The 24698-nt window shown below is 38.5% G+C and carries 17 protein-coding genes and 3 pseudogenes; 16 read left to right on the top strand and 4 right to left on the bottom strand.

Translation table 11 applies throughout. The features are described from left to right. Positions 1-55 precede the first annotated feature (55 nt). A complete protein-coding gene (locus ED2_RS06105; RefSeq protein ID WP_016177435.1) occupies positions 56-2398 on the bottom strand; it encodes a transglycosylase domain-containing protein in 2343 nt (780 codons plus the stop codon). 306 nt (positions 2399-2704) lie between these two features. Here ED2_RS06105 and ED2_RS06100 point away from each other — a divergent pair, with 306 nt between their 5' ends. After that, on the top strand, positions 2705-3604 hold the full coding sequence (locus ED2_RS06100; RefSeq protein WP_016177436.1) for a deoxyribonuclease IV: 900 nt from the start codon (positions 2705-2707) through the stop codon (positions 3602-3604). 227 nt (positions 3605-3831) lie between these two features. Here ED2_RS06100 and ED2_RS06095 read toward each other — a convergent pair whose 3' ends face one another. Continuing rightward, the gene (locus tag ED2_RS06095; protein WP_060789723.1) at positions 3832-5406 is read right to left on the bottom strand and encodes an Nramp family divalent metal transporter; all 1575 of its coding nucleotides are present in this window, start codon (positions 5404-5406) and stop codon (positions 3832-3834) included. A gap of 243 nt (positions 5407-5649) precedes the next feature. Here ED2_RS06095 and ED2_RS06090 point away from each other — a divergent pair, with 243 nt between their 5' ends. The 6 genes and pseudogenes from ED2_RS06090 (at position 5650) to ED2_RS06060 (ending at position 13089) form a co-directional block, all read left to right on the top strand. Further along, entirely contained in the window at positions 5650-5874 is a 225-nt protein-coding gene (locus tag ED2_RS06090; RefSeq protein WP_005880376.1) for a YneF family protein, read from the top strand. Between the two features lie 181 nt (positions 5875-6055). Beyond that, complete coding sequence (locus ED2_RS06085; protein WP_016177439.1) at positions 6056-7816, top strand: ABC transporter ATP-binding protein; 1761 nt, start codon at positions 6056-6058, stop codon at positions 7814-7816. Next, a complete protein-coding gene (locus ED2_RS06080) occupies positions 7806-9584 on the top strand; it encodes an ABC transporter ATP-binding protein (RefSeq protein WP_016177440.1) in 1779 nt (592 codons plus the stop codon). Before ED2_RS06085 ends, ED2_RS06080 begins: the two co-directional genes overlap by 11 nt. 154 nt (positions 9585-9738) lie before the next feature. Then, positions 9739-9978: an ATP-binding cassette domain-containing protein gene (locus tag ED2_RS06075; RefSeq protein WP_229104028.1), complete on the top strand. Its 240-nt coding sequence runs from the start codon at positions 9739-9741 to the stop codon at positions 9976-9978. Positions 9979-10262: 284 nt separating this feature from the next. Next, positions 10263-11117 (top strand): annotated as a pseudogene (gene licT / locus ED2_RS06065) (BglG family transcription antiterminator LicT). A 79-nt stretch (positions 11118-11196) separates the two neighbouring features. Next, the gene (locus ED2_RS06060) at positions 11197-13089 is read left to right on the top strand and encodes a beta-glucoside-specific PTS transporter subunit IIABC (protein ID WP_016177443.1); all 1893 of its coding nucleotides are present in this window, start codon (positions 11197-11199) and stop codon (positions 13087-13089) included. Between the two features lie 64 nt (positions 13090-13153). Here the strand turns inward: ED2_RS06060 and ED2_RS06055 are convergent, their stop codons facing one another. Then, positions 13154-14050: a MurR/RpiR family transcriptional regulator gene (locus ED2_RS06055; RefSeq protein WP_016177444.1), complete on the bottom strand. Its 897-nt coding sequence runs from the start codon at positions 14048-14050 to the stop codon at positions 13154-13156. A gap of 221 nt (positions 14051-14271) precedes the next feature. On the opposite strand from ED2_RS06055, the gene ED2_RS06050 reads away from it, so the two are divergent. The 9 genes and pseudogenes from ED2_RS06050 to ED2_RS06005 all read left to right on the top strand — a co-directional run bounded on the left by ED2_RS06050 (position 14272) and on the right by ED2_RS06005 (position 23989). Next, positions 14272-15666: a 6-phospho-beta-glucosidase gene (locus ED2_RS06050; RefSeq protein ID WP_016177445.1), complete on the top strand. Its 1395-nt coding sequence runs from the start codon at positions 14272-14274 to the stop codon at positions 15664-15666. Beyond that, positions 15666-17096 carry a 6-phospho-beta-glucosidase gene (locus tag ED2_RS06045; RefSeq protein ID WP_016177446.1) on the top strand — a complete coding sequence of 477 codons (1431 nt, stop codon included), beginning with the start codon at positions 15666-15668 and terminating at the stop codon, positions 17094-17096. The genes ED2_RS06050 and ED2_RS06045 overlap by 1 nt, the downstream gene beginning before the upstream one ends. Positions 17097-17214: 118 nt before the next feature. After that, complete coding sequence (gene trxB, locus ED2_RS06040; RefSeq protein ID WP_255209470.1) at positions 17215-18168, top strand: thioredoxin-disulfide reductase; 954 nt, start codon at positions 17215-17217, stop codon at positions 18166-18168. Positions 18169-18568: 400 nt separating this feature from the next. Then, positions 18569-19309 (top strand): oxygen-insensitive NADPH nitroreductase, encoded by a 741-nt coding sequence (gene nfsA / locus ED2_RS06035; RefSeq protein WP_025481382.1) that lies wholly within the window; start codon positions 18569-18571, stop codon positions 19307-19309. Between the two features lie 305 nt (positions 19310-19614). Continuing rightward, positions 19615-21342 carry a phospho-sugar mutase gene (locus ED2_RS06030; protein WP_016177449.1) on the top strand — a complete coding sequence of 576 codons (1728 nt, stop codon included), beginning with the start codon at positions 19615-19617 and terminating at the stop codon, positions 21340-21342. A 69-nt stretch (positions 21343-21411) separates the two neighbouring features. Continuing rightward, on the top strand, positions 21412-21705 hold the full coding sequence (locus ED2_RS06025; RefSeq protein ID WP_005880349.1) for an ArsR/SmtB family transcription factor: 294 nt from the start codon (positions 21412-21414) through the stop codon (positions 21703-21705). A 338-nt stretch (positions 21706-22043) separates the two neighbouring features. Next, the gene (locus ED2_RS06020) at positions 22044-22385 is read left to right on the top strand and encodes an ArsR/SmtB family transcription factor (RefSeq protein ID WP_005880347.1); all 342 of its coding nucleotides are present in this window, start codon (positions 22044-22046) and stop codon (positions 22383-22385) included. Beyond that, on the top strand, positions 22382-23074 hold the full coding sequence (locus ED2_RS06015; RefSeq protein ID WP_016177450.1) for a type 1 glutamine amidotransferase domain-containing protein: 693 nt from the start codon (positions 22382-22384) through the stop codon (positions 23072-23074). The genes ED2_RS06020 and ED2_RS06015 overlap by 4 nt, the downstream gene beginning before the upstream one ends. Next, positions 23059-23989 (top strand): annotated as a pseudogene (locus tag ED2_RS06005) (NAD-dependent epimerase/dehydratase family protein). Before ED2_RS06015 ends, ED2_RS06005 begins: the two are co-directional and overlap by 16 nt. A gap of 47 nt (positions 23990-24036) precedes the next feature. On the opposite strand, the pseudogene ED2_RS16345 reads toward ED2_RS06005, so the two are convergent. Continuing rightward, positions 24037-24168: pseudogene (locus tag ED2_RS16345) on the bottom strand (DUF3788 family protein); the annotation flags it as partial. Between the last annotated feature and the right edge of the window lie 530 nt (positions 24169-24698).

Raw genomic sequence — 24698 nt, 5'->3', positions numbered from 1 at the left:
GCCTCTTTTCTCTCCAATTTCTCAAACCTAAGCGACTTTTGTCTCGACTTCTTTCTTACTCTTCTTTATTGTCTTCTTTTTTTGCTGGATTTGCTTGGTTATAAGCATTCACTTTTTTCCAATAGTCTTCGTAGTCTTTATCTGTACCGCCAACACCGAACTTAAAGGTTGATTTTTCAGGACCATTTTTTGCCCATAATGATTCAACTGTTTTATTTGGTGTTTCAATTGTTTTCTTATCTACAGTTACTTTACCAGCAGTTTGACCGGTAAAGGCAGCAACTTTTTTCTTCATGACATCGGATGATAGTTCAAATTTATCGTGTGTACCAAAAATCGTTGGATCTGCTTGATAAACTTGATTGATCAAATTTGCTAAATATTGAGAAGAACGTATTCGTGCTCTGGAGTTCATTGCTGTATTGTCATCATGACCTGTCCAACTACTGATAGTGATTGCTGGAGTTGAAACAATCAACCAAGAGTCACGATATTCATTGGTAGTACCTGTTTTCCCCACCCAATCGGCTTGACCCAAGTCGCTATTCAAACTAGCGATATCGTCTTTGAAAGAGGTAGTGATTTTGGTTGTCAGAACACTACGCATCATATCGTTCATGATCGAAGCGGCTGCTTCAGAATAGATACGGACTGGTTTTTCTTCATGCTTGTAGATTACATTGCCAGCATTATCCGTAATGGAATCGATCAGATAACCTTCTTGATAGACACCGCCATTCGCCAATGCTTGGAAGCCATTGGTTTGTTGGAGGGTGGTCACATCGATCGTTCCTAATGGTGCAGACTCAACACCCCAATTGGCATTTGCCGGATAGTTCATCTTAGCTAGGTAACTGTCATAGGCATACTGTTTCGATCCGCCATTGTTCAAGACATCTTGGTATAAATGATAAGCGGGAATGTTGTTTGACCATTCCAAAGATTCACGGATCGTTTGGAATGTGTTTGATCCCTCATTGGTTGCATTGACGATTTTTTCACCAGCATTTGCGCCTTCTTGCCAAGTTGTGGCATAGTCAGACACACGAGATTCGGAGCCAACTAACCCCATATCGATGGCTGGACCATAAACAAGGACTGGCTTGATCGATGAACCTGCTTGTCTTTCTGTATCAAACGCATGATTATTTTGATTTTGTAAATAATTACGACCACCAACAAATCCATAGATTCGTCCGGTTTTGTTATCCATCAAGACGTTTCCGGTCTCGACCTGAGTCGCAGTGCCGTCATCTAACAGATAGCCGTAATTTTGAACACCTACCTGCATTGCGGCGTAAATATTTTTATCGATCGTTGAATGGATCGTATAGCCTTTGTTCTGGATCGTTTGTTGTGCCTTTTGGTAATAGGCATCATAGGTGTCACCATCTGTCAGATCAGCTTTATCTTTGTCTGCCAGTTGTTTCGTCACGATCTTCGTTGCTTCATTCATGACTGTATAATACAAATACTCACGATCATTTTGTTCTGCTACTTGTTGCGGTAGGAAATCTTTAGTAAGATCATAGGCTTTTGCCTCGTCATATTGTTCTTTGGTGATTTTATTTTCACGGTACATGCTAAATAGTACAATATCTTTACGATTCATCCCGGCAGAAAGATCTTCTTTCAAGGCGCCTGTATTTGTATAAGGACTATAGGTGATCGGGCTTTGTGGTAATCCAGCAATAAATGCTGCTTGTGGTAAGGTCACATCTTTGGCATTGACACCAAAGATACCTTTCGCTGCTTCTTGGACTCCTGCAATATTTTGTCCTTTGTTGTTTCTACCAAATGGTGAGACATTCAAGTAGGTCGATATGATCTCATTTTTTGAGAAATACTTTTCAACCTGTGCCGCAAGTAAAATTTCATTTGCTTTACGTTTGAAGGTTGTTTCATCTGTTAGTATCTGTTGTTTGACTAATTGCTGTGTCAAGGTTGATCCACCAGAAGAACCGATTCCTGTAGCTTCAGAGAATAGGGCACGTAGTACTGCTTTAGGAACGTATCCTTTGTGTTCTTCAAAATATTCATCCTCCGTGCTGATGATCGCTGTTTTCAACAACGGTGAAATTTGATCAGATGGAACGGTCGTACGCATTAAATCAGTTTGGATCTTTGAGATCTCTGAATTATCCGCGTAGACAAGTTTCGATGTTTCTGTAATATTGCCAAGTTCTGTTTGTAATATTTCTTTGGTCGGCATTTCTGTATCTTCAACTAGATATGCAAAGTAGCCAGCACCAATGCCGACTCCTAGTGCTGCGAGAAGCAAAAGAAGAACGATAATAAAAGCTGTTAAAGACTGGAAGACACCAAAAATAATTTTGGGTACAAACCATTTTTGCTTTTTCTTTTGATTTCGCTTTTTCCGAGTATCTTTACGTGGCAAAAGGGTTCACCTCAACTAATGGTTTTATTTCGCTAATTATAGCAAATAATGAATCAAAAAAACAGATGGGGGAGTTTTTGTAAGGATTTATTTATTTCTGATCAAAAGAACATCACCGATTTAGCTGGTAGGTGATGCATGAACCAAAAGGGATTTTTCCTTTTACGTTGAGTTTTCAAACTTTTCTTTGTTCCGTGTTTCAGTTAAGATAGAGAGGATGAAAAAAGCGAATCGCTGATTTTAAATAGATAGAACGGTTTTCGGCTAGAAAGTTGAGATAGGGCTGTTCGAGGAGGAAATCTTTTTATGTTATTAGGTTCACATGTAAGTATGAGTGGGAAAAAAATGCTTTTAGGCGCAGCAGAAGAGGCTGCTAGTTATGGGGCTTCCACTTTTATGATCTACACTGGCGCTCCCCAGAACACAAGACGTAAAGCTGTCGAAGAAATGAATATTGAGGCTGGAAAGCAATATATGGAGGAACATGGATTATCTGATATTGTCGTTCATGCGCCATATATCATTAATTTAGGGAATACGATCAAGCCTGAGATGTTTCCTTTTGCCGTGCAGTTTTTAAGAGAAGAAATCGTAAGAGCGGAAGCCCTAGGTGCGAAACAGATTACTTTGCATCCTGGTGCCCATGTTGGTGCAGGGGCAGAATCAGGGGTCAAGAAAATCATTGAAGGTCTAAATGAAGTATTAACAAAAGAACAGACTGCGCAAATTGCTTTAGAAACGATGGCGGGGAAAGGAACAGAAGTTGGTCGTACATTTGAAGAATTAGCACAGATCATTGATGGAGTCGTATTGAATGAAAAGCTGTCTGTTACGTTTGACACTTGTCATACCAATGATGCTGGGTATGATGTTCGCAATGACTTTTCTGGTGTGATGACCGAGTTTGATAAAGTGATCGGCTTGGATCGATTGAAAGTTTTACACATCAATGATTCAAAAAATCCGCAAGGAGCCCATAAAGATCGACATGCCAATATTGGTTTTGGTACGATTGGTTTTGAAACATTGAATGAAATTGTCCATGAACCAAGATTTGCTGCTATTCCTAAGATTTTAGAAACGCCATATGTTGGAAAAGAAAAGAAAACGGCATATGCGCCATATGGAAAAGAAATCACGATGTTCAAGACGCAAGTATTCGATCCAGAAGCATTTCCAGAATTGTTGCTTGAAGAAAGCAAATAAAAGAAATGGTCTGCATGGCTAGTGAGAAAGGTTATAGTACTTCTCTCGTTGGCTCGTTGTCCTAATCTACCATCCTGATTTGTAAAAAAATACGCCGTCAATCCTAAAATTTGAACTTCAAATTTTTAGTGATTGACGGCGTATTTTTTTGGAAAGTAAAGTGAATCAATATCTTGGGTGTGTGAGCCTGAAATGACTAGCTCATGCCACTCCTTTGTGGTTGATTTTTAATCGAGTTCTTCTGTCATCTGCTGTAATCGCTGTTGATGTTTTTTATTTCCTTTATATAAGTCAACGACCGTCCAACATAATAACGCTAAGACAACGAAAATGAGAACGTAGGCAATCTGGTCTGCTAGGGCTAATTCACTAGCAGAGGCTTGATCTCCAAAAAAACTTTCAATTTGTCCAGGCAAGCCGCGGAGGTTCAAATACGTCAGGCTGAGAACGGAGAACCAACCGAGTATTTTGACAAGCAAGTTGTTTTTGAATTGTTTGCCCATCTCTGCTTCGCTATTCGTCATCATCAATAATGGAATCATTGAAAATGGTAAGGCAAAGGCTAAGAATACTTGTGACTCATTCATCAGATTATTTAAAGCAATGTGTTCTTCGATTGGGCCTTTCGTACTTGTATACAGTACACAGATCAAGACCGGAATGACCGATAACAAACGTGTGACTAGACGTCGCAACCAGATTGGCATACGCATATGGATGAAGCCTTCCATGATTACTTGCCCAGTCAAGGTACCTGTGATCGTTGAGTTTTGTCCAGAAGCAAGAAGAGCCACTGCAAAGAGTGTGGATAAGATCCCTGATTTTGCTACAGTAATCAATACGCCATTACTCATTGCTGAAGGATCAGACAATGCTTCATATAGTCCGAAGAATGATGGATCTTGAACAGAACCGTTTTTAAAAACGGCAACCCCCATGATCAACAATAGTGCGTTGACTAAAAAGGCCATCGATAATTGGATGTTTGAATCCCAAGTCGAAAAACGAACTGCTCTAGCAATATTGGAGGAGTCTTCTCGGTCGATTTCTCGTGTTTGAGAAACTGCAGAATGCAAGTATAGATTGTGAGGCATCACTGTAGCTCCGATGATTCCTAACGCTCCGGTCAATGGTGTTTCACCACCAATAACTGGCGAATCTGTAAATGTCTTTCCATTAGGAACAAAACCCGCAAATAAATTTTTCCAGTCTGGATTAGATAGTGCCACTTGGTAAACAAAGACAAATAAAATGACAAAGATCAAACAAACGACGATTGCTTCGATTTTACGAAAACCGATCTTAGTCAACATCAACAAAATGAAGACATCCAAGACGGTGATAAAAACGGCAATCACTAAGGGAATATTGAATAGGAGATAAAGTGCAATTGCTGCACCGATTACTTCAGCAATATCTGTTGCCATGATCGCTAATTCAGTCAGGATCCATAAGACGATACCAAGCGATTTGCTTGTTCGTGCTCTGATCGCTTGTGCAAGGTCCATTTGACTGACGATCCCTAATTTAGCAGCCATGTATTGGAGCAACATGGCGATCAAACTAGACATCAAAATAACTGACATCAGTAAATATTGAAAGTTTTGCCCCCCTGTGATGGAAGTCGACCAGTTTCCTGGGTCCATATATCCTACAGCGACTAACGCTCCAGGACCAGAATAAGCAAGTAAAGTTTTGAAAAAGCTCTTATTTTTAGGAACTTTCACAGTACCATTGATTTCAGATAAAGAAAGTCCATTGGTATGTTCGATTAATTTATGCTTTTGCGATTGTTTATCCAAGAAAAAACCACCTTTCCTCTTTTCTTATCGAGTTTATTCTACACCTGTCCCCAAAAAAATGAAAGGAAAAAATTCGGTGCGCCTAAAAAAAGTTTACAGTTTCCCATTTTGGCTTAGAAAACCATAAATTCGGCTAAAAAGAAATTTTTTAAATGTTTCTAAAGAAAACGCCTTTCTTTTTTGGACAATCTTTAGTAAAATAAGTCACTGAGAGCAATTCGGAAACAGAAAGGAGAGATTTACATGGTATCAACAGGAATAGTCGTACTTATTGCAATTATTGCTTTATTAATCGGCGCAATCGGTGGATTCTTTTTTGCGCGTAAATATATGAAAGATTACTTAGAAAAAAATCCTCCCGTCAATGAGGAAATGTTACGATCAATGATGATGTCAATGGGGCAAAAACCATCTGAAAAGAAAATTCGTCAGATGATGCAACAAATGAAAAACCAAGGGAAAAAATAGGTTTTTTCAACTGGCATTTTAGCGGGCTGATTGATTTCAGTCTGCTTTTTTTTATATTTTTCTAGTAATTTTTTCTATTTGGGATGATTATGCAGTAAGCAAACGACTAACTGATGAAAGACTCGCTCTTCAAAAAAGTAGAAGAAAAAGGTAAGACGGTTCCGTATGAAGGAGGAAAAGGATGTCAATTTTTAGGAAATTAGGTTGGTTTTTTAAACAAGAAAAGAAGCACTATTTAATCGGTATTTTTTCATTATTTGCCGTCGCTCTAGTTCAGTTAGTACCTCCTAAAGTGATCGGGATCATCATTGATGAGATTGCGGATAAGAATATCTCGATGAAAATCATTTTCACTTGGATTGCCGTATTGGTTGTAGCGGCTTTTCTGCAATATCTATTTCGTGTTATCTGGCGTACCAACATTTGGGGAAGTGCTGTCAGATTAGAAAAAGAATTACGCCAACGCTTATTTGCACATTTCATTGCAATGGATAGCTTATTTTATCAAAAATACCGTACGGGTGATCTGATGGCCCATGCGACAAATGATTTAAATGCGATTCAGAATGTTGCCGGTGCTGGTATTTTAACGTTTGCAGATTCTGTGATTACTGGAGGCACAACGATCATTGCAATGGTATTTTTTATTGATTGGCGTCTGACTTTGATCGCGCTGATCCCGTTGCCATTATTAGCTGTGACTTCAAGGATTTTAGGTTCAAAATTACATGATGCTTTTCGTGAATCACAAGAAGCTTTCTCGAGCATCAATGATAAAACGCAGGAAAGTATTACTGGGATCAAAGTAATCAAAACATTTGGGCAAGATAAAGAAGATCTTGCGGATTTTGAAGAAAAAATCGAAAATGCCATTGCAAAAAATAAACGTGTCAACTTCTTAGATGCTCTATTTGATCCATTTATCACGTTGATCATTGGTTTATCTTATGTGGCAACCATTATTTTGGGTGGAAAATATGTATTAGAAGGTACGATCACCATTGGACAAATGGTTTCATTTATCAGTTATATCGGTATGTTGGTTTGGCCGATGTTTGCGATTGGTCGTTTATTCAATGTTCTGGAAAGAGGAAATGCCTCATACGATCGCGTTAGCGAATTGTTGCGTGAAAAAACACATATCGTTGAACAATTAGGTGCAATTCAAACGCCAGCAAAGGGTGAACTCAATGTAGAGATCAAAGAGTTTCATTATCCTAAGGAAGAAGTACCTGCACTTGAACAAATCAAATTTGCAATCAAAGAAGGCGATACTCTGGGGATTGTCGGTAAAACAGGTGCTGGCAAGACGACGATCATCAAATTATTGATGCGCGAATATGATAGCTATAAAGGGCAAATCAAATTTGGTGGCCGTTCGATTAAAGAATATTCTTTAGATGCACTTTTACGATCTATCGGTTATGTTCCCCAAGATCATTTCTTGTTCTCCATGACGATCCGCGACAATATTCGTTTTTCTGATCCGCAATTGTCAGCTGAAAAGGTAGAAGAAGCAGCTTCATCTGCTTTTATCAATCAAGAAATCAAAGCTCTGCCTAAAGGGTACGATACCTTGGTCGGCGAACGTGGAGTTTCACTATCCGGTGGACAAAAGCAACGTATATCGATTGCACGTGCACTGATCCAAAGTCCCGAGTTATTGATTCTTGATGATGCATTATCGGCGGTCGATGCGAAAACAGAAGAAGCGATTTTGCATAATCTAAAAGAAGAACGAAAAAACAAAACAACGATCATTGCTGCCCATCGTTTGAGCAGTGTCATGCATGCAAATGAGATCGTCGTCATCGACAAGGAAAGAATCGTTGAGCGTGGTACGCATCAGGAATTACTTGCCTTGGGCGGATGGTACGAGCAAATGTGGGAGAAACAGCAATTAGAAGCAAAAATCGAGGGGGGTGAAGAGGATGGAAGATAAGTATCAATCAGAGTGGACCAAGTCGATTCCTTTGAAGGAACAAAAGACGATCATCAAGCGATTGATGCATTTTGCCAAACCGTTTAAGTCGTCATTTATCGTGGCAATCTTATTTGCGTTAGCTTTGTCTGTCGTCAATATTTTGCTACCTCGTATCATCCAGACTTTCATGGATGAACATTTAGCGAAACAATCTGCAACAACTCAAGTGATCCTATTTTTTGCTGGGTTGTATTTATTCGGAGTGATCATCAAGAGTATCATTTGGTTCTTTCAGTGGTATCTGTACTCAATGGCTTCGCTGAAAACATACCAGTATATTCGGGTAAAATTATTTGAAAAGCTCCACACATTGGGCATGAGGTACTTTGACCAAACGCCTGCAGGGTCAACTGTTTCAAGGGTAACAAATGATACAGAGACGCTTTTTGAATTCTGGTATGTCTTTTTGATGGTATTGACAGGTATATTTGCAGTCATTTCCTCTTTTCTTGCGATGTTCCAGATCAACAGTAAGATTGCTTTATGGATGTTGATTTTCTTACCTATTTTAGGGGTAGTGATTTGGTATTATCAAAAGTTTAGTTCACGGATCTACCGTAATATGCGTGAAAAATTGAGTCAATTGAATACCAAATTGAATGAATCGATTTCTGGAATGCGGATCATTCAACAATTCCGCCAAGAAAAACGGTTAGCAAAAGAGTTTGAGGAAGTCAATAATGACTATTTAGCTACTCGTTATGCAATGATCAAAACAAATTCGATCCTTTTAAGCCCAGTAATCAGTTTCTTGTATGCGTTAGCGATTGCATTAGCATTAACGTTATTCGGGATTGATGCATTGAAATCACCAGTTGAAGTCGGCTTGATCTATGCGTTCACAACGTATGTCCAAGGATTCTTTAACCCTATGTCGCAAATGATGGACTTTTTAAGTGTATTTACCGATGGGATGGTTGCTGGAAGCCGGATATTGAAAATCATGGATACAGAAGAATACACGCCGCAACAAGCGCCCGATGCAGCAAGAACGATCACCGATGGAAAAATCGAATTTAAAAATGTTAGTTTTTCTTATGATGGAGAAAATAATGTCTTAAATAATATTTCCTTTGTCGCAAATCCTGGAGAGACGGTTGCTTTAGTTGGTCATACAGGAAGTGGCAAGAGCTCGATCATCAATGTATTGATGCGGTTTTATGAATTTTACGAAGGACAGATCTTAATCGATGTTCATGATATCCGTGAATATCCGATTGAAGAACTGCGTAAAAAAATGGGCTTGGTATTACAGGATGCCTTTCTATTCTACGGGGACATCGCTGGCAATATTCGAATGATGGACCCAACTATTACGGATGAGCAAATACGCGAAGCAGCTGAATTCGTTCAAGCAGATCGATTCATCAATGAACTACCTAAAGGCTACCACGCAAAAGTAATTGAACGGGGTGCAAGTTATTCCAGCGGACAACGGCAATTGATCACTTTTGCTAGAACCATCGTTACCGATCCTAAAATTTTAGTGTTAGATGAAGCAACTGCGAATATTGATACGGAAACAGAAGGATTGATCCAAGAGGGCTTGGCAAAGATGCGCCAAGGAAGAACCACCATTGCTATTGCCCACCGTCTATCAACGATTCGGGATGCTGAGTTGATTCTTGTGCTTGATAAGGGGAATATCGTTGAACGAGGTACCCACGCAGAACTACTTGCACAAGAAGGTCTGTATGCAGATATGTACAAACTGCAGAGCGAATAACTCACGAGAGACTACAACAGAAGTATTTTAACTCAGAGAAAGAAGAAGTGATTTCTCAAAAATCATTTTTTCTTTCTTTTTTGATACCTGTGAATATTCATGGTCTCATGTTTTTTCATCGACCTAGCGAATGTGTAAAAATCGAAAAAAGAGGTTGAAAACACCTGTATATTTACTATCTGGAGGAGAAAAACAGCGAATTGCTTTGGCTAGGACATTTTTGAAGAACGGAAGGATCGTTCTGGCAGATGAGTCCACAGGTTCGTTAGATGATTCGAACAAGAAAATCATTTTCAGTATTCTGCAAGAGTTAGTTGCTGAGGAACGTTTAGTTATAGTAGTAACGCATGATACCGAGTTAGCAACCTTGGGAACAAAGTGTATGATGCTTTGATTTTAAAGAGAGAAGGGAAGATTAAAATGAAAATAGTAATGCAGATCGTTGTCGTCGTTTCAGGCAGCTATTTGGTTTTCAGTGAAATTTTATAGCACGTAAAAAAGAAAGCGTTGACATTTATTTCTGCTTTCGCTAAGATAGAGAAAACAAAATAACTTGGATAGTGATTTCATCACGCAAGCTAAACCTAATGAGTCACCTTGTATCTTGAGGGGAGACTTTTTAGGTTTTTCTTTTTGCTCTGAACCAGTATTGAGTATGTCTCATAGAAAGGAGAAGCCATGCGGATCGAGAAAATATTGAATAACAATGTCGTGATCACAAGAAATGAGTTGAATCAGGAAATGATCGTGATGGGGAAGGGATTAGCTTATAAGAAAAAGACGGGGGACAAAATTGCAGAAAAATGAATTGATAAGAAATTTCAGCTGGCAGACGATCGGGTAGCGAAATATTTTCAAAAATTAGTACAAGAAATTCCGTTGAAGTACATCGAATGGTCGTATGAAATCATCGAAGATACGAAAAAAATGTTGCGCGTACCCTTAAATGAATCGATTTATATTTCTTTGACAGACCATCTTTATACAGCGATCAAACGGAAACAAAAGGGAATCGAGCTCCCGAATGTTTTACTTTATGACATCAAGCAATTATTTCCAAAAGAGTTTCAAATCGGCAAACGGATGCTCGAAAAAATGTTGGATGATCATGGGATTGAGTTATCTGAAAATGAAGCAGGTTTTATTGCCTTACATTTGGTCAATGCTCAGACAGATCGCAATCAATTGGAGAATATGTATCTTTTTACAAAAACACTTCAAGATATTTTGAACATTGTTCGTTACTATTATCAAATGACGTTCGATGAAGAATCAGTTGCTTTTTTTCGATTTGTCACACATTTACGCTTTTTTCTGACACGTATCATGAACACGTCTAAACCAGTGGATAGCGATGTGGAAGAAGAGTTACTGCAAGTGATCCAACGAAAATACCCAGTTGCGCTTCAATGCGTGAAAAAAATTGCATTTTTTTTAGATGAGAGTCTGGATTACCAAGTTTCTCAAGATGAAATCGTGTATTTAACGATTCATGTCGCACGATTGAGGCATGAGTATCGTTTGAAAAATTAAGAAAGAAGCAGGCAAGACAAATATAAAAAGGATGGTGACATTTAGTTGGCTAAACCTTCAAATCAATGGAGGGAAAAAAATGGGGAAATATCAAGCATTAGCAGAAGAAATCGTTCAAGCAATTGGAGGAAAAGAAAATATTCATGGTTTGACTCATTGTATTACACGGTTACGTTTTAAATTGAAAGATGAAAATAAAGCACTAGATGAAAAGCTGAAAAAGATGTCAGGTGTAGTGACAGTCATGAAAAGTGGGGGACAGTACCAGGTGGTAATAGGGAATCATGTCCCAGATGTGTATAGCGAAGTAGTGACCGTGGCAGGTATAGGAGAAGAGGGCGGCGAGCTGACGCAAGAGGGAAATCTATTTAATCGCCTGATCGATATTTTAAGTGGCTGTTTTCAACCGTTTCTTGGAGCGATGGCTGCTGCAGGGATGGTGAAAGGGTTAAATGCCTTGTTCCTATTTTTAGGGTTTTATGCAGATAATTCCGGGACGTATACGATGCTTAATGGAATCGGCGATGCAATTTTTTACTTTATGCCAGTAATCTTAGGGTATACAGCTGCCAAGAAATTTCATTTGAACCCAATGGTAGGGATCGTGATTGGCGCAGCGCTTTGTTACCCGACTGTTCAAGGTCCCGCTTTGCAAAGTGGATTTGAAGCAGCTACACCTGGAGTAGGAGCACCGTATCATTTACTAGGATTGCCCGCTTATGAAAATTTTTTGGGGATTCCCTGGGTAGGAGCTAGTTACACGAGTAGTGTGGTACCGGTAATTTTTATCATTGCGTTTGCTGGACAGATCAAAAAAATCGCTAAAAAATTGATCCCAGTTGTTGTCCAAACCTTTGTTGTTCCTTTTTCGGTTCTGCTGATTGCTTTACCGATCGGATTTTTAGTCATTGGACCGATCGTTAGCTTATTGACGGAACTACTAAGTACTAGCTTTCAGTCTTTGATGGCTTTTTCTCCTGCTGTGTATGGTGCGGTTCTTGGTTTCTTTTGGCAAGTTTTGGTTATTTTCGGATTGCATTGGAGCGTCATCCCTCTTGCAATCATGCAGATGGCACAAAATGGATCTAGTCAAATATTGACGGCAGTTTTCGGTGCTAGTTTTGCACAAACAGCAGTAGTGCTTGCGATGTATTTCAAGTTTAAGGATAAAAAGATGAAGGCACTGTGTATGCCGGCAGTCATATCCGGTATTTTTGGTGTAACTGAACCAGCGATCTATGGGATTACACTTCCGAATAAAAAGCCATTTATTTTTTCAATGATCGGTGGCAGTATCTCAGGGATTTATCTGATGGTTTCAGGGGCAACTGGGTATACGATGGGCGGATTAGGTATCTTCGGCGTAGTAAACTATCTAACGGGAACGGATGCAAGTGGGATGTATCACGCATTTATCGGTATAGCGATCGCTTCTGTCATTGGCTTTTTCCTCACATTCTTTTTATGGAGAGATCAAACACCAGAAACAACGAGTACTATTGAGGATAAAAGAAAAGAAATTGTGCTGACACCGATTGAAGGGCGCGTCACCCCGTTAGACCAAGCAATTGATCAAGCATTTGCTAAGGGAGTAATAGGAAAAGGTAGTTTGATTTATCCAGATAAAGGGGAAGTTTTAGCACCGTTTGATGGAACAGTCTTGACTTTATTTCCAACAAAACATGCGATTGGATTAGTGTCAGAGACAGGCCTCGAATTATTGATCCACGTGGGTGTAGATACCGTTCAATTGGAAGGAAAATATTTCCAATCATTTGTTGCACAAGGTGACAAAGTGAGGAAAGGCCAAGTACTTCTCAAATTTGATAAGGAAGGTATTGAAAAAGCAGGGTATAGCATTGAGACCCCAGTGATCATAACCAATGCAACGGATTATGAATCAATAGCTGAAAAAACAGGAATCACCGTCAATAATGGCGATGAGCTGCTTACTGCTGTGACGAGTCTATAAGTGGAAGAAAGAGTGTGCTCCGTTTATTCATTGGCAAGCAAGAACAAACGGAGCACACTTACGATTAAGAGTTGCGTAAATAAGTGGAGGGCTCTTCCATGATCGATGAACTGATTGGCCGATTATCCACTTTTTGACCGATTTTAATCAGATGATCTAGATTTCTTTGATAATCTTCTGCAAACACACATCCGTATAACACATCTAGCAAATAACAGATCGATGTGTTGATGGTAAAGTTACTGATTTTTGAATATAAGCGTTCTCTTGTAGTCATGCGTAATACAGCTGTACTGAGAGAAGAAAGGGTCGAATCTCCAATACTGGTTAGAGCCAAAATGGGAACGTGGATTTCCTGTAAAATGGCTGCTGTACGTAGGATCGTTTTATTTTCTCCAGTATAAGAGATCAAGATTGCACAGGTGTCAGGGGTACAGTTATAGGCTTCGTAGTATGTTTCCCCGAAAGTTGTGACTATTGTGACATCGTGTCTGATCCGTTTCATTTTTAGCATAAAGTCTTGAGAAATCAATGTGTTGGAGTTGCTGGAAAAAAGGACGATTTTTTTTGCTCTCAATAAAAGCTGTTTTGCTTTTTGTAGTTCATCGTGATGGAGGAGAGATAACGTATCTTCAATCGTCATCCGTTCCAGAGAAGCAATTTTGTTTGCAATCGTCATGATCCCTTCGTTTTCTAAAAAGGGAAGATTGGCATCGACTTCTTGAAAATTGCCTTCAAGATATTCTGTTTCTGTAACCAAAGCTTCTTTAAAAGTCACCCACCCGCTAAAGCCGAGTTTCTTTGCTATCCGTATCAATGTAGAAGGATGAACGTAACATGTTTTGGCAATTTGTTGAATCGTCAATTCATTTAGCTGATGTTTATGCGTTTGAATAAATTCGATAACAACAGTTTCAGATGGTGAAAAAGAGGTTTGTTTTATTTTCTCCTGTAATAACATGCTGCATCTCCTTTGCAGTTTTTTAGAATTTTGTGTAAATGAATTGTAAACGTTGTACAAGGTAGTGTCAATTGTTACTAGCTTTGTTTGCAGGATTTTTACAAATAAATCTGTATATAAACGAATATCTGTAAATCAATATTCAAAAAAGCGACAAATTATTGAGATATTTTTTTACAAGAAACATAATATAGTTGTAAACAAAATGAAGGAGTGAGTCTATGAAGCAAGGAGTCAAGATTGCAACGATTGGCGGAGGAAGTAGCTATACCCCTGAATTGATGGAAGGCTTTATTAAGCGATATGAAGAATTACCTATTAGAGAAATATGGTTAGTCGATGTGGAAGAAGGAAGTGAAAAACTAAGGATCGTCCGTGAAATGTCACAGCGTATGTGGGATGCTTCCCCATATGACGTTCAGATCTATGCGACATTAAACAGAGAAGAAGCATTGAAAGACGCCGATTTTGTTACCACGCAGTTTCGAGTTGGCCAGTTTGATGCACGAGTGAAAGACGAACGTATCCCTGCTTACTATGGTATGTTAGGGCAAGAAACGAATGGTGCGGGAGGAATGTTCAAAGCGTTTCGCACGATCCCAGTCGTCTTGGCTATCGTAGAAGAAATGAAACAGCTTTGCCCGAATGTTTGGTTGATCAATTTTGCTAATCCAAGTGGGATGGTCACAGAAGCAGTTGTGCGTTACGGACACTGGGAAAAAGTCATCGGTCTGTGCAATGTTCCTGTAATGGCCATGATGACGGAACCAGGAATGTTAGGAGAGGCGAAAGAAGATCTTATCTATAAATTTGCTGGGTTGAATCATTTCCATTGGCATAAAGTAGCGGATGCGAAAGGGAATGATCGTACAAATGAGTTGATTGATCGATTGTATGCGGATGATAATGGCTTACCGAAGAATATCTTTGATGTTCCTTTCTTTAAAGAACAATTAAAACAAATGCAAATGATTCCTTGTGGATACCATCGCTATTACTATCGGGAAGAAGAAATGCTTCATCATGCGTTAGAGGAGTATCGAACGATCGGAACAAGAGCACAACAAGTGAAAGAAACAGAAGCAGAATTATTTGAATTATACAAAGATCCTAAGTTAGACCATAAGCCAGAACAATTACAAAAACGTGGAGGCGCGTATTATTCAGATGCGGCTTGCGAAACGATTGCTTCTATCTATGGGAATAAAGAGACACAAATCGTGGTTTCTACGAAAAATGATGGAGCAGTCCCTGATCTGCCAGCGGATTGTGTAGTTGAAGTGACAGCTTACGTGGGTGCGAATGGAGCCAGAAATGTTGCCTTCGGTTCTTTACCACCTGCAGAAAGAGGCTGGCTCCAAGTGATGAAGAACATGGAGTTATTGACGATCGAAGCAGCTGTAACAGGCGATTATGGCACAGCACTCCAAGCCTTTACAATCAACCCGTTGGTCCGTTCTGGCGAGACTGCCAAGCGAATCATGGATGAATTGTTTATTGCCCATGAAGCGTATTTACCACAATTCAAGCAAATGATCGACCGTTTGAAAGAAGAAGGTATTGAAGTAAAAGATGAAGTTGCACGAAATTTAATCAAAGTGACGGAGGAGATATAATGGCATTTAGAAAAGATTTTTTATGGGGCGGAACTACAGCTGCCAATCAATGTGAAGGTGGCTATGATGAAGGTGGTCGTGGTTTAGCGAATGTCGATGTCGTTCCTATCGGTGAGGATCGATTTTCTGTGATTACTGGTCAAAAAAAGATGTTTGATTTTGATGAGGAACATTTCTATCCTGCAAAAGAAGCAATCGATATGTACCACAACTACAAAGAAGATATCGCACTATTTGCAGAAATGGGTTTCAAAACCTATCGGATGTCCATCGCTTGGAGTCGTATTTTTCCAAAAGGGGATGAAAAGGAACCAAATGAAGAAGGATTGAAATTCTACGAAGATGTATTCAAGGAATGCCAAAAATATGGCATTGAACCCTTGGTGACCATCACACATTTCGATTGCCCAATGCACTTGGTCGAAGCATATGGTGCTTGGCGATCACGGGAACTGATCGGTTTTTATGAAAACCTTTGTCAGGTGATCTTCAATCGTTATAAAGGTTTGGTCCATTATTGGCTAACATTCAATGAAATCAATATGATCCTCCACGCTCCATTTATGGGTGCTGGACTCTACTTTGAAGAAGGCGACAATATTGAACAAATCAAATATCAAGCTGCCCACCATGAATTAGTAGCTAGTGCGATCGCTACGAAGATTGCTCATGAAGTTGATCCAGAAAATAAAGTGGGCTGTATGCTAGCAGCGGGGACCAACTATCCGTTCACTTGTAAACCAGAAGATGTTTGGGCATCAAGACAGGCAGATCATGAGAATTATTTCTTTATCGATGTTCAATCAAGAGGAGAATATCCGGCATACGCTCTTAAGAAAATGGAACGTGATGGGATCGTGATCGATATGACATCCGAAGATTTGGCACTTTTAAAAGAACATACTGTCGATTTTATTTCATTTTCTTATTACTCTTCACGAGTAGCTACCACTGATCCAGAATTATTGGAGCAAACCGCCGGAAACATCTTTGCGTCGGCGAAAAATCCTTATTTAAAAGAAAGTGAATGGGGATGGCAAATCGATCCTTTAGGATTGCGTATAACGATGAACGATATCTATGATCGCTATCAAAAACCTTTATTCATTGTCGAAAACGGCTTAGGCGCAATCGATACTCCAGATGAAAATGGCTACGTTGAAGACGATTATCGTATCGATTATTTAGCACAGCATATCCAAGCGATGAAGGATGCAGTGGAATTAGATGGAATTGATTTGTTAGGCTATACGACTTGGGGATGTATCGATCTAGTTTCTGCAGGAACAGGAGAAATGAAAAAACGTTATGGATTCATTTACGTGGATCGTGATAACTACGGAAATGGAACACTGAAACGTTCAAAGAAAAAATCATTTGACTGGTATAAAAAAGTGATTGCAACAAATGGAGAAGATCTAAGTAATTAAAGATAGTCTAAAAAGTCTATTGTTTTTAAGCTGAATTTTCGAGTATAATAAGTCTATTCGAAATTGTAAGCAGAACAATAGACTTTTTTTGGTATAGGCTGTAAAGTAAGCTTACTTGATTTCTAAATGGAGGAATGTACATATGTATGATGTTATCGTAATTGGTGCGGGACCTGCTGGTATGACTGCCGCATTGTATGCTTCACGTTCAAATCTATCAGTGGCTATGATCGAACAAGGTGCTCCTGGGGGACAAATGAACAATACAGCTGAAGTAGAAAATTATCCAGGCTTCGATTCGATCATGGGACCGGATTTAGCGTATAAAATGTATGAAGGAGTGTCAAGATTTGGCACTGAAAACGTGTATGGTATCGTTCAAGATATCAAAGACCATGGCGATTATAAAGAAGTCATCTGTGAAGACAAAAGCTATGAAGCAAAAACAGTGATCATTGCTACAGGATGTATCCACCGTAAATTAGGCGTTCCAGGCGAAGAAGAATATGCTGGACGTGGCGTTTCTTATTGTGCAGTTTGTGATGGTGCATTTTTCCGCAACAAACGTTTAGTGGTCATCGGTGGAGGAGATTCAGCAGTAGAAGAAGCAATCTACCTTACTCAATTTGCTTCCGAAGTAGTGATCGTTCACCGTAGAGATGAGTTGCGCGCACAAAAAATCATTCAAGATCGAGCTTTTGCAAATGAAAAGATTTCTTTTGTCTGGGATACGATCACTGATGAAATCATCGGGAATGATATGGTCGTCACAGGAGTCAAAGCTCACAATGTCAAAACAAATGAAACAGTCGAATTAGCGGCTGATGGTGTTTTCATCTATGTGGGACTTGATCCATTAACTGAACCATTCAAAAAAGCAGGATTGACGAATGCAGCAGGCTGGATTCCAACGGATCAAGACATGCGTACAACGATGCCAGGTGTCTTCGCAATCGGCGATGTCCGTGAAAAAGACCTACGTCAAATCACAACAGCTGTTGGAGATGGTGGGATTGCTGGACAACAAGTGTATAAATATCTTGAATCATTAGGCGAACCAACTGAAGCCTAGGCAAAAAGTATAGCGTTAATTGCTAAAGGTGGGCGTTTAGGCGTCATTTCCTACTTCTATTATTGGTTCCAACAATAGATAAAAAGAATGAAAAATAGATATAATCGAGATTTTGGACCACTCTCTGGCTATTTGTCGGGGAGTGGTCCATTTTAGTGGGGATAAACAGATATGTCTGTACAGGAAGTTTATCGATAAATGACTATCTTAAGAAGTAATGTTCCGGCATCGTTTTTTTTCTCCAATTTCTCAAATCGAAACGATTTCTGTCTCGACTTCTTTTGATATCTACATTTATACCATAGAAACAGGTGGAATCTTTCGACCAAATGTTTTTTTGAGTGATCAGTACAAAAATGGTAATATAGGACGTAATTTAAAGGATAAGGGGAAATCTCACATGAATGAAACCACTGAATTATTAAAAAAACATGTTTCAGTTAGACAATTTTTGGATAAAAAAATTAATGAAGACCAAGTAAAAGAATTGATACTGGCTGCTCAGTCCGCATCTTCTGCAAGTTTTTTACAAGCATACACGATTATTGGCATAGAGGATGATAAATTAAAAGGGAAGATTGCTGAACTAGCTGGAAATCAGCCTTTTATTTCCGAAGGTAGTCACTTCTTTGTCTTTTGTGCAGATCTGCAAAGATTACATCAGTTATCACAAGAAAGGAATATTGATATCCAACCAATGCTCGAAGGAGTTGATGCTATTCTAGCAGGGGCGATCGATGCGAGTTTAGCCGCACAAAATATGACTGTTGCAGCAGAATCGATGGGCTTGGGAGTTTGTTATATTGGTGGTATTCGCGATGCTATTGTAGAAATATCTGACCTGTTAGAATTACCAGAATATGTTTTTCCCGTTTTTGGATTAGTTGTAGGATATCCAAAAGCTAAAAATGAATTGAAACCTAGGATTCCAATGGCGGGTATCTACCATATAGACAAATACAACAAGGATACAGATGAAATCAGCAATGAATATGAAGAAACAACAAGACGATATTATACTAACCGTATCGGTAATTCTAGTAATAAAACGTGGGGAGATGGCACAGTAAACAGTTTCCATCGATTGTCTAGAATGGGAATGAAAGACTATCTAAACAAGCAAGGTCTTGCAAAAAAATAGAACCAGATTGTTAAAAAATAGGAGTGTTTTAACTGATTCCTATGGGCTATGAACGTTCATAGAAACAATCGTTTGATTCCACCATGGCATTTGCTGGTGGATAATGAGAGTTGAGTTCAAAAATAGTTACTACCAAAAAATGCTTGAACACCTCTTTTTGAGTGTTTTTCTTTTAATCGTATCAAAACAAAAAACGGTGGTTTTGTCTGAGAATAGGGTATTGTTTTCGTGTCATGCGCTTTTCTATATAAAAAGAGAATGCTATACTAAGGAAGGAACATATTTTAGAAAGAGGTGTTAGCTTCATGTCTTGGGAACAAGTATACGAGCAATGGGCAAATGAAGAAAATTTAGAAGAAAATTTAAAACAACAATTAAATGATCTGCGTCAAGATCCTGAAAAATTGGAAGATGCTTTTTATGCACCATTAGAATTCGGGACAGCTGGCATGCGAGGAATCTTAGGTCCTGGAATCAATCGAATGAACATCTATACGGTCAGACAAGCTACAGAAGGGCTTGCACGTTTCATGGATACACAAGGAACAGAAATAAAAAAACGTGGGGTAGCAATTGCGTATGATTCACGTCATCAATCACCAGAATTTGCAATGGAAGCTGCAAAAACGTTGGCACAACACGATATTCCATCTTTTGTTTTTGAAAGTTTACGACCAACACCCGAGTTATCTTTTGCGGTCCGTCATTTGAATACGTTTGCGGGTATCATGGTGACAGCTTCACATAACCCTGCCGCTTATAATGGTTATAAAGTATATGGAGAAGATGGTGGGCAAATGCCGCCAGCTGACGCGGACGCATTGACAAAATATGTTCGTGAAGTAAGCAATCCATTGAAAGTAGAAGTACTGGAAGACGAAAAAGCAAAGGCAAGTGATTTGATCACGATTATCGGGGAAGAAGTGGATCATGCTTATCTTGAAGAAATCAAAGCTGTAACGATCGATCAAGAGTTAGTCGAAACAATGGGGAAAGATTTGAAATTAGTGTACACCCCATTACATGGGACAGGTAAGATGCTTGGAGAAAGAGCATTGAAACAAGCTGGTTTTGAACAATTTGTATTAGTACCAGAGCAAGCAATCCCAGACCCAGACTTTACGACAGTCAAATCACCAAATCCAGAAGAACATTCTGCTTTTGAATATGCGATGCGTCTTGGTGAAAAAGAAGACGCAGATTTATTGATTGCTACTGATCCAGATGCCGACCGCTTAGGGGCGGCTGTACGTCAGCCAGACGGTACTTACAAGGTACTGACAGGAAACCAGATCGGTGCATTGTTGGTTCAATACATTCTAGAAGCACATCAATCTCGCGGCACACTTCCTGAAAATGCTGCTGTTCTTAAATCGATTGTTTCTAGCGAATTACCTGCAGCTATTGCAGAAAGCTATGGCGCAAAGATGTTGAATGTTTTAACAGGTTTCAAATTTATCGCAGAAAAAATCCACCAATTTGAAGAAGATCATTCCCAAACTTTCATGTTCGGTTTTGAGGAAAGCTATGGCTATTTAGTGAAACCATTTGTGCGGGATAAAGATGCGATCCAAGCATTGCTACTATTAGCCGAAGTTGCTGCTTTCTATAAAAAACAAGGAAAAACATTGTATGATGGATTACAAACGATTTTCGAAAAATATGGGTACTATGCGGAAAAAACGATATCTGTTACCATGAGTGGCCAAGAAGGGTCAGCTAAGATCGCTGCGCTAATGAAACAGTTCCGTGATAATGCACCAACTGAATTCGCCGGTGCTAAGGTCCTTCAAACAGAAGATTTCAAAAAATTGACAAAAACAGACACTGAAGGCAACGTTGAGAAATTGACGATACCACCTTCTGATGTATTGAAATACGTATTGGAGGAAGATGGCTGGATCGCTATTCGACCTTCAGGAACAGAGCCGAAAATCAAGTTTTATATCGGAGTCAAAGGCGAATCTGCCGAGGATGCTGAAAATAAAATCAACCGGTATGAAGCAACGATCAAAGAAATGACAGAAGAATAAAAAGACTTGAGACTGACAGAAAAAGTGGTAAACTTTAGAAGTCAGTCTTTTTCGATGGAGGTGAACCGATTGTCAGACAACCAGAAAAGCGAAGTAGAAAAAGTCAGTCAGTTGTTTAAAGTATTAAGTGATCCAACCAGATTAAAAATCTTGATCTATTTAAAAGATGGTGAACAAAACGTCACAGCAATCAGCCAAGCAGTTGAAATGGAGCAGTCAGCTGTTTCCCATCAGTTACGTTTGTTAAGAGAAAATCATGTCGTTAAATCACATCGTGAAGGAAAAGCAATCTTGTACAGCTTAGATGACTTCCACGTATTAGATATTTTGGAACAAACATTGAAACACGTTGAACATCAGTAAAAATAGGTGATTTTCACATTTGTTTGGCTCTAAGCCAAATAGTGTGGTAGTCAAATCACTTGGAAGTGTGGGACAAAACTGATTTTTAGTTTTGTCCTCCACTTTTTTTGTATGATCAAATAATTTCCCCAAGGTTTTACTGGATCAGTATTTTCTTTCCATGGTGACGAAAAGTCCTAAAGCTGAATGGGAATCTTTTTATGATCTTGATCAGGTTGTTTTTCACTTCATGTTGTTCATTTAGCTTATTTCCAAGGGTTCGAGTGTATTTTATTGAAATAATCTTTTTTATATGGTTTAATGGTTTAAACTTTAGAACCATTAAAGGAGAGATTATTTTGGTTGATTATTCGCTGTTAAAACAAGAGTTATATGATTTGAGCGATTTTTTAATTGCCCTTGGTGATAAAAAAAGGCAAGCAATCATTATTCGCTTGCTTGAAGAAAAAGATTGTGCGGGACTACAAGTGACTTCATTACAAGAAGAAATTAATTTATCTAGACCTGCGATTTCACATCATTTAAAAATTTTAAAAGATGCAAAGATTGTGAATTTCAAGCAAGAGGGAACAAAAAATTTTTACTATCTTGACCATGAGCAAACTGAGATCAAGAAGCTTCAAAACTTTTTAAATAATGTTGTTAGCATCATGAATGAGACTGAGAGGGAGAATTTATGAAAAAAGTATTGATTGTTGAAACCAATAGTAATAAATATGCTGGTACAAATGAAGCAACGGGGCTTTGGTTAGGTGAAAGTGCGGAATTTGTTGATGAACTCTATAAAAATAATGTGGAAGTTGATTTCGTAAGCCCTTTAGGTGGATTTGTTCCTCTAGACCCTAGGAGCATGAAATATATAGATAAAGATATCATGAATATATATTCAGAAGAAAAATTTGTGCAAGAAGGTTTGATAAATACGAAAAAACCAAAAGATATAGATCCCAATAATTATCATGCGATTTATTATACCGGGGGACACGGTGTGATGTGGGATTTTCCTGATAATAAAGAAATACAAGAAATTGCTCGAATCATTTATGAAAATAATGGTTATATTCTATCTGTTTGTCATGGAGTAGCTGGACTATTCAATATTAAAGATAGTGAAGGCAACTTTTTGATTTCTGGAAAAAGAATTACTGGCTTTACAAAAGCAGAAGAAATTTTGGCAGGAAAAGCGAAAGTTGTTCCTTTCTTTAATCAAAAAGTAGCTGAAGAAAGAAATGCTCTATTTCAAAAAAAACGATTCTATAAGGAATTTGCATTAAAAGATGGGCGGATTATTACCGGGCAAAATCCATTTTCTGTACGAGCTGTCGCAAAATTATATCTTGAGGAGCGAAAGACATGCAAACAATTTTAGGAAGCAATGGACAAATAGGCCATGAACTAGCAAAAGAATTATTCAAACATTATACAACCGATATTCGATTAGTCAGTCGGAAACCTAAAAAAATCAACCCTACGGATCAACTGGTTTCAGCAGATTTAATGGACTTTAATCAAACCAAGAAAGCGATCGAAAATAGTGATATTGTTTATTTCACCGTTGGCTTACCAATGGACTCTGATCTTTGGGAAAACAATTTTCTTAAAATTACTACGAATGTCATTCAGGCTTGCAAAGAATCCAACAGTAAGCTTGTTTTTTTTTGATAACACATATATGTATCCAAAAGATAGTACACCACAGAATGAAAATACTAACTATTCACCTGTAGGAAGAAAATCTGTCATACGTTCTAGGATGGCAGAATTAATAGTAAGCGAAATGGAAACGGGTCGTTTAGAAGCAGTTATTTGTCGCGCTCCAGAGTTTTATGGACCAGGTAAAACACAGAGCATCACAAATACGCTGGTACTAAACAAAGTCAAAAGTAACGCTACCGCAATTATCCCTGTCAATAAAGATACGTTGCGTACATTGATATGGACCCCTGATGCTAGCCGAGCAATGGCACTGATTGGAAATACACCAACAGCCTATGGTCAGATCTGGCATTTACCTTGTGATGAGCCTCATACCTTTCAAGATATGATCGATATTTCTGAAAAAATACTCAATAAATCATTGAAGTATAAAGTCATTCCTTTATGGCAATTTAAAGTAGCTAAGCTTTTCAGTAAAAAGGTACGGGAATTAGATGAGTTACTGCCTAGATATGAGGTCGATAATGTTTTTGTATCCGACAAATTCAAAAAGACATTTCCTGATTTTAAAATTACCTCTTTTGAAACAGGAATCTCTCAAATACTCACTGAAAATAGTTCAAAATGATTATAAAAATGTGGGACAAATCTAGAATTCAGTTTTGGTAAAGATTCTCGAATAAACGGCGGGAGCAGAAGCAACTCCTTCGTAAATAAGCCGACATTCACAAAAATTTGAAAAGCAATTTTCGTGAATTTCTTCTTATTTCTCGGAGTTAAACACTTCTGTCCCAGCCTCTCTCGAATAAACGGTGTCCGAAAGTCAGGTTTTTCGGAAATTTCAAAAAAACGAGCAATACGTTATTTGTATTGCTCGTTTTTTTTTTTTGAAATTTCCCAAACCTAAACGACCTTTGGCTCGACCTCTTTTATTAATTTAACTAGCAGTACTAGATGCTGGTGGACATGTAGGCGGAAAGGGGGGACTTAAAAATGATTGAGGACGTTTAAAATATCTGGAATCCTATCTTTCTGTTCGTACAGAAGTGATCGATGAGGAGAACGTGTAACGTGCCAATAAAAATTTGACTAAGTAACAACTGACGACTGAAAAAAATCTTGGATTTAAAAAATAAATCTGTATGTATTAAAAAAGAAGAATGAGATTCGGAAGTATTATCCAGATGATATTAGTGGACAGAGTGTAGGTAGAGACGAACAAGGAAACTTTGTAAAAAATAAAACTGATCATGATGAAGTACGCCTTATTGCAAAAAAAGTTAAAAAGTGAAAGAATTACAATATAATGATAAAATAATTAAATGATGATGTGTGGA

Origin of the sequence: Enterococcus durans NBRC 100479 = LMG 10746, from assembly GCF_001544215.1 — a bacterium.
GTDB lineage: Bacteria > Bacillota > Bacilli > Lactobacillales > Enterococcaceae > Enterococcus_B > Enterococcus_B durans.
This window is presented reverse-complemented; position numbering and strand designations above follow the sequence as displayed.

Bases quoted from the DNA above. Each gene is read 5' to 3' on its own strand.
- ED2_RS06100 (WP_016177436.1), top strand. From the start codon at position 2,705: ATGTTATTAGGTTCACATGTAAGTATGAGTGGGAAAAAAATGCTTTTA.
- ED2_RS06090 (WP_005880376.1), top strand. From the start codon at position 5,650: ATGGTATCAACAGGAATAGTCGTACTTATTGCAATTATTGCTTTATTA.
- ED2_RS06085 (WP_016177439.1), top strand. From the start codon at position 6,056: ATGTCAATTTTTAGGAAATTAGGTTGGTTTTTTAAACAAGAAAAGAAG.
- ED2_RS06080 (WP_016177440.1), top strand. From the start codon at position 7,806: ATGGAAGATAAGTATCAATCAGAGTGGACCAAGTCGATTCCTTTGAAG.
- ED2_RS06060 (WP_016177443.1), top strand. From the start codon at position 11,197: ATGGGGAAATATCAAGCATTAGCAGAAGAAATCGTTCAAGCAATTGGA.
- ED2_RS06055 (WP_016177444.1), bottom strand. From the start codon at position 14,050: ATGTTATTACAGGAGAAAATAAAACAAACCTCTTTTTCACCATCTGAA.
- ED2_RS06050 (WP_016177445.1), top strand. From the start codon at position 14,272: ATGAAGCAAGGAGTCAAGATTGCAACGATTGGCGGAGGAAGTAGCTAT.
- ED2_RS06045 (WP_016177446.1), top strand. From the start codon at position 15,666: ATGGCATTTAGAAAAGATTTTTTATGGGGCGGAACTACAGCTGCCAAT.
- nfsA (WP_025481382.1), top strand. From the start codon at position 18,569: ATGAATGAAACCACTGAATTATTAAAAAAACATGTTTCAGTTAGACAA.
- ED2_RS06030 (WP_016177449.1), top strand. From the start codon at position 19,615: ATGTCTTGGGAACAAGTATACGAGCAATGGGCAAATGAAGAAAATTTA.
- ED2_RS06015 (WP_016177450.1), top strand. From the start codon at position 22,382: ATGAAAAAAGTATTGATTGTTGAAACCAATAGTAATAAATATGCTGGT.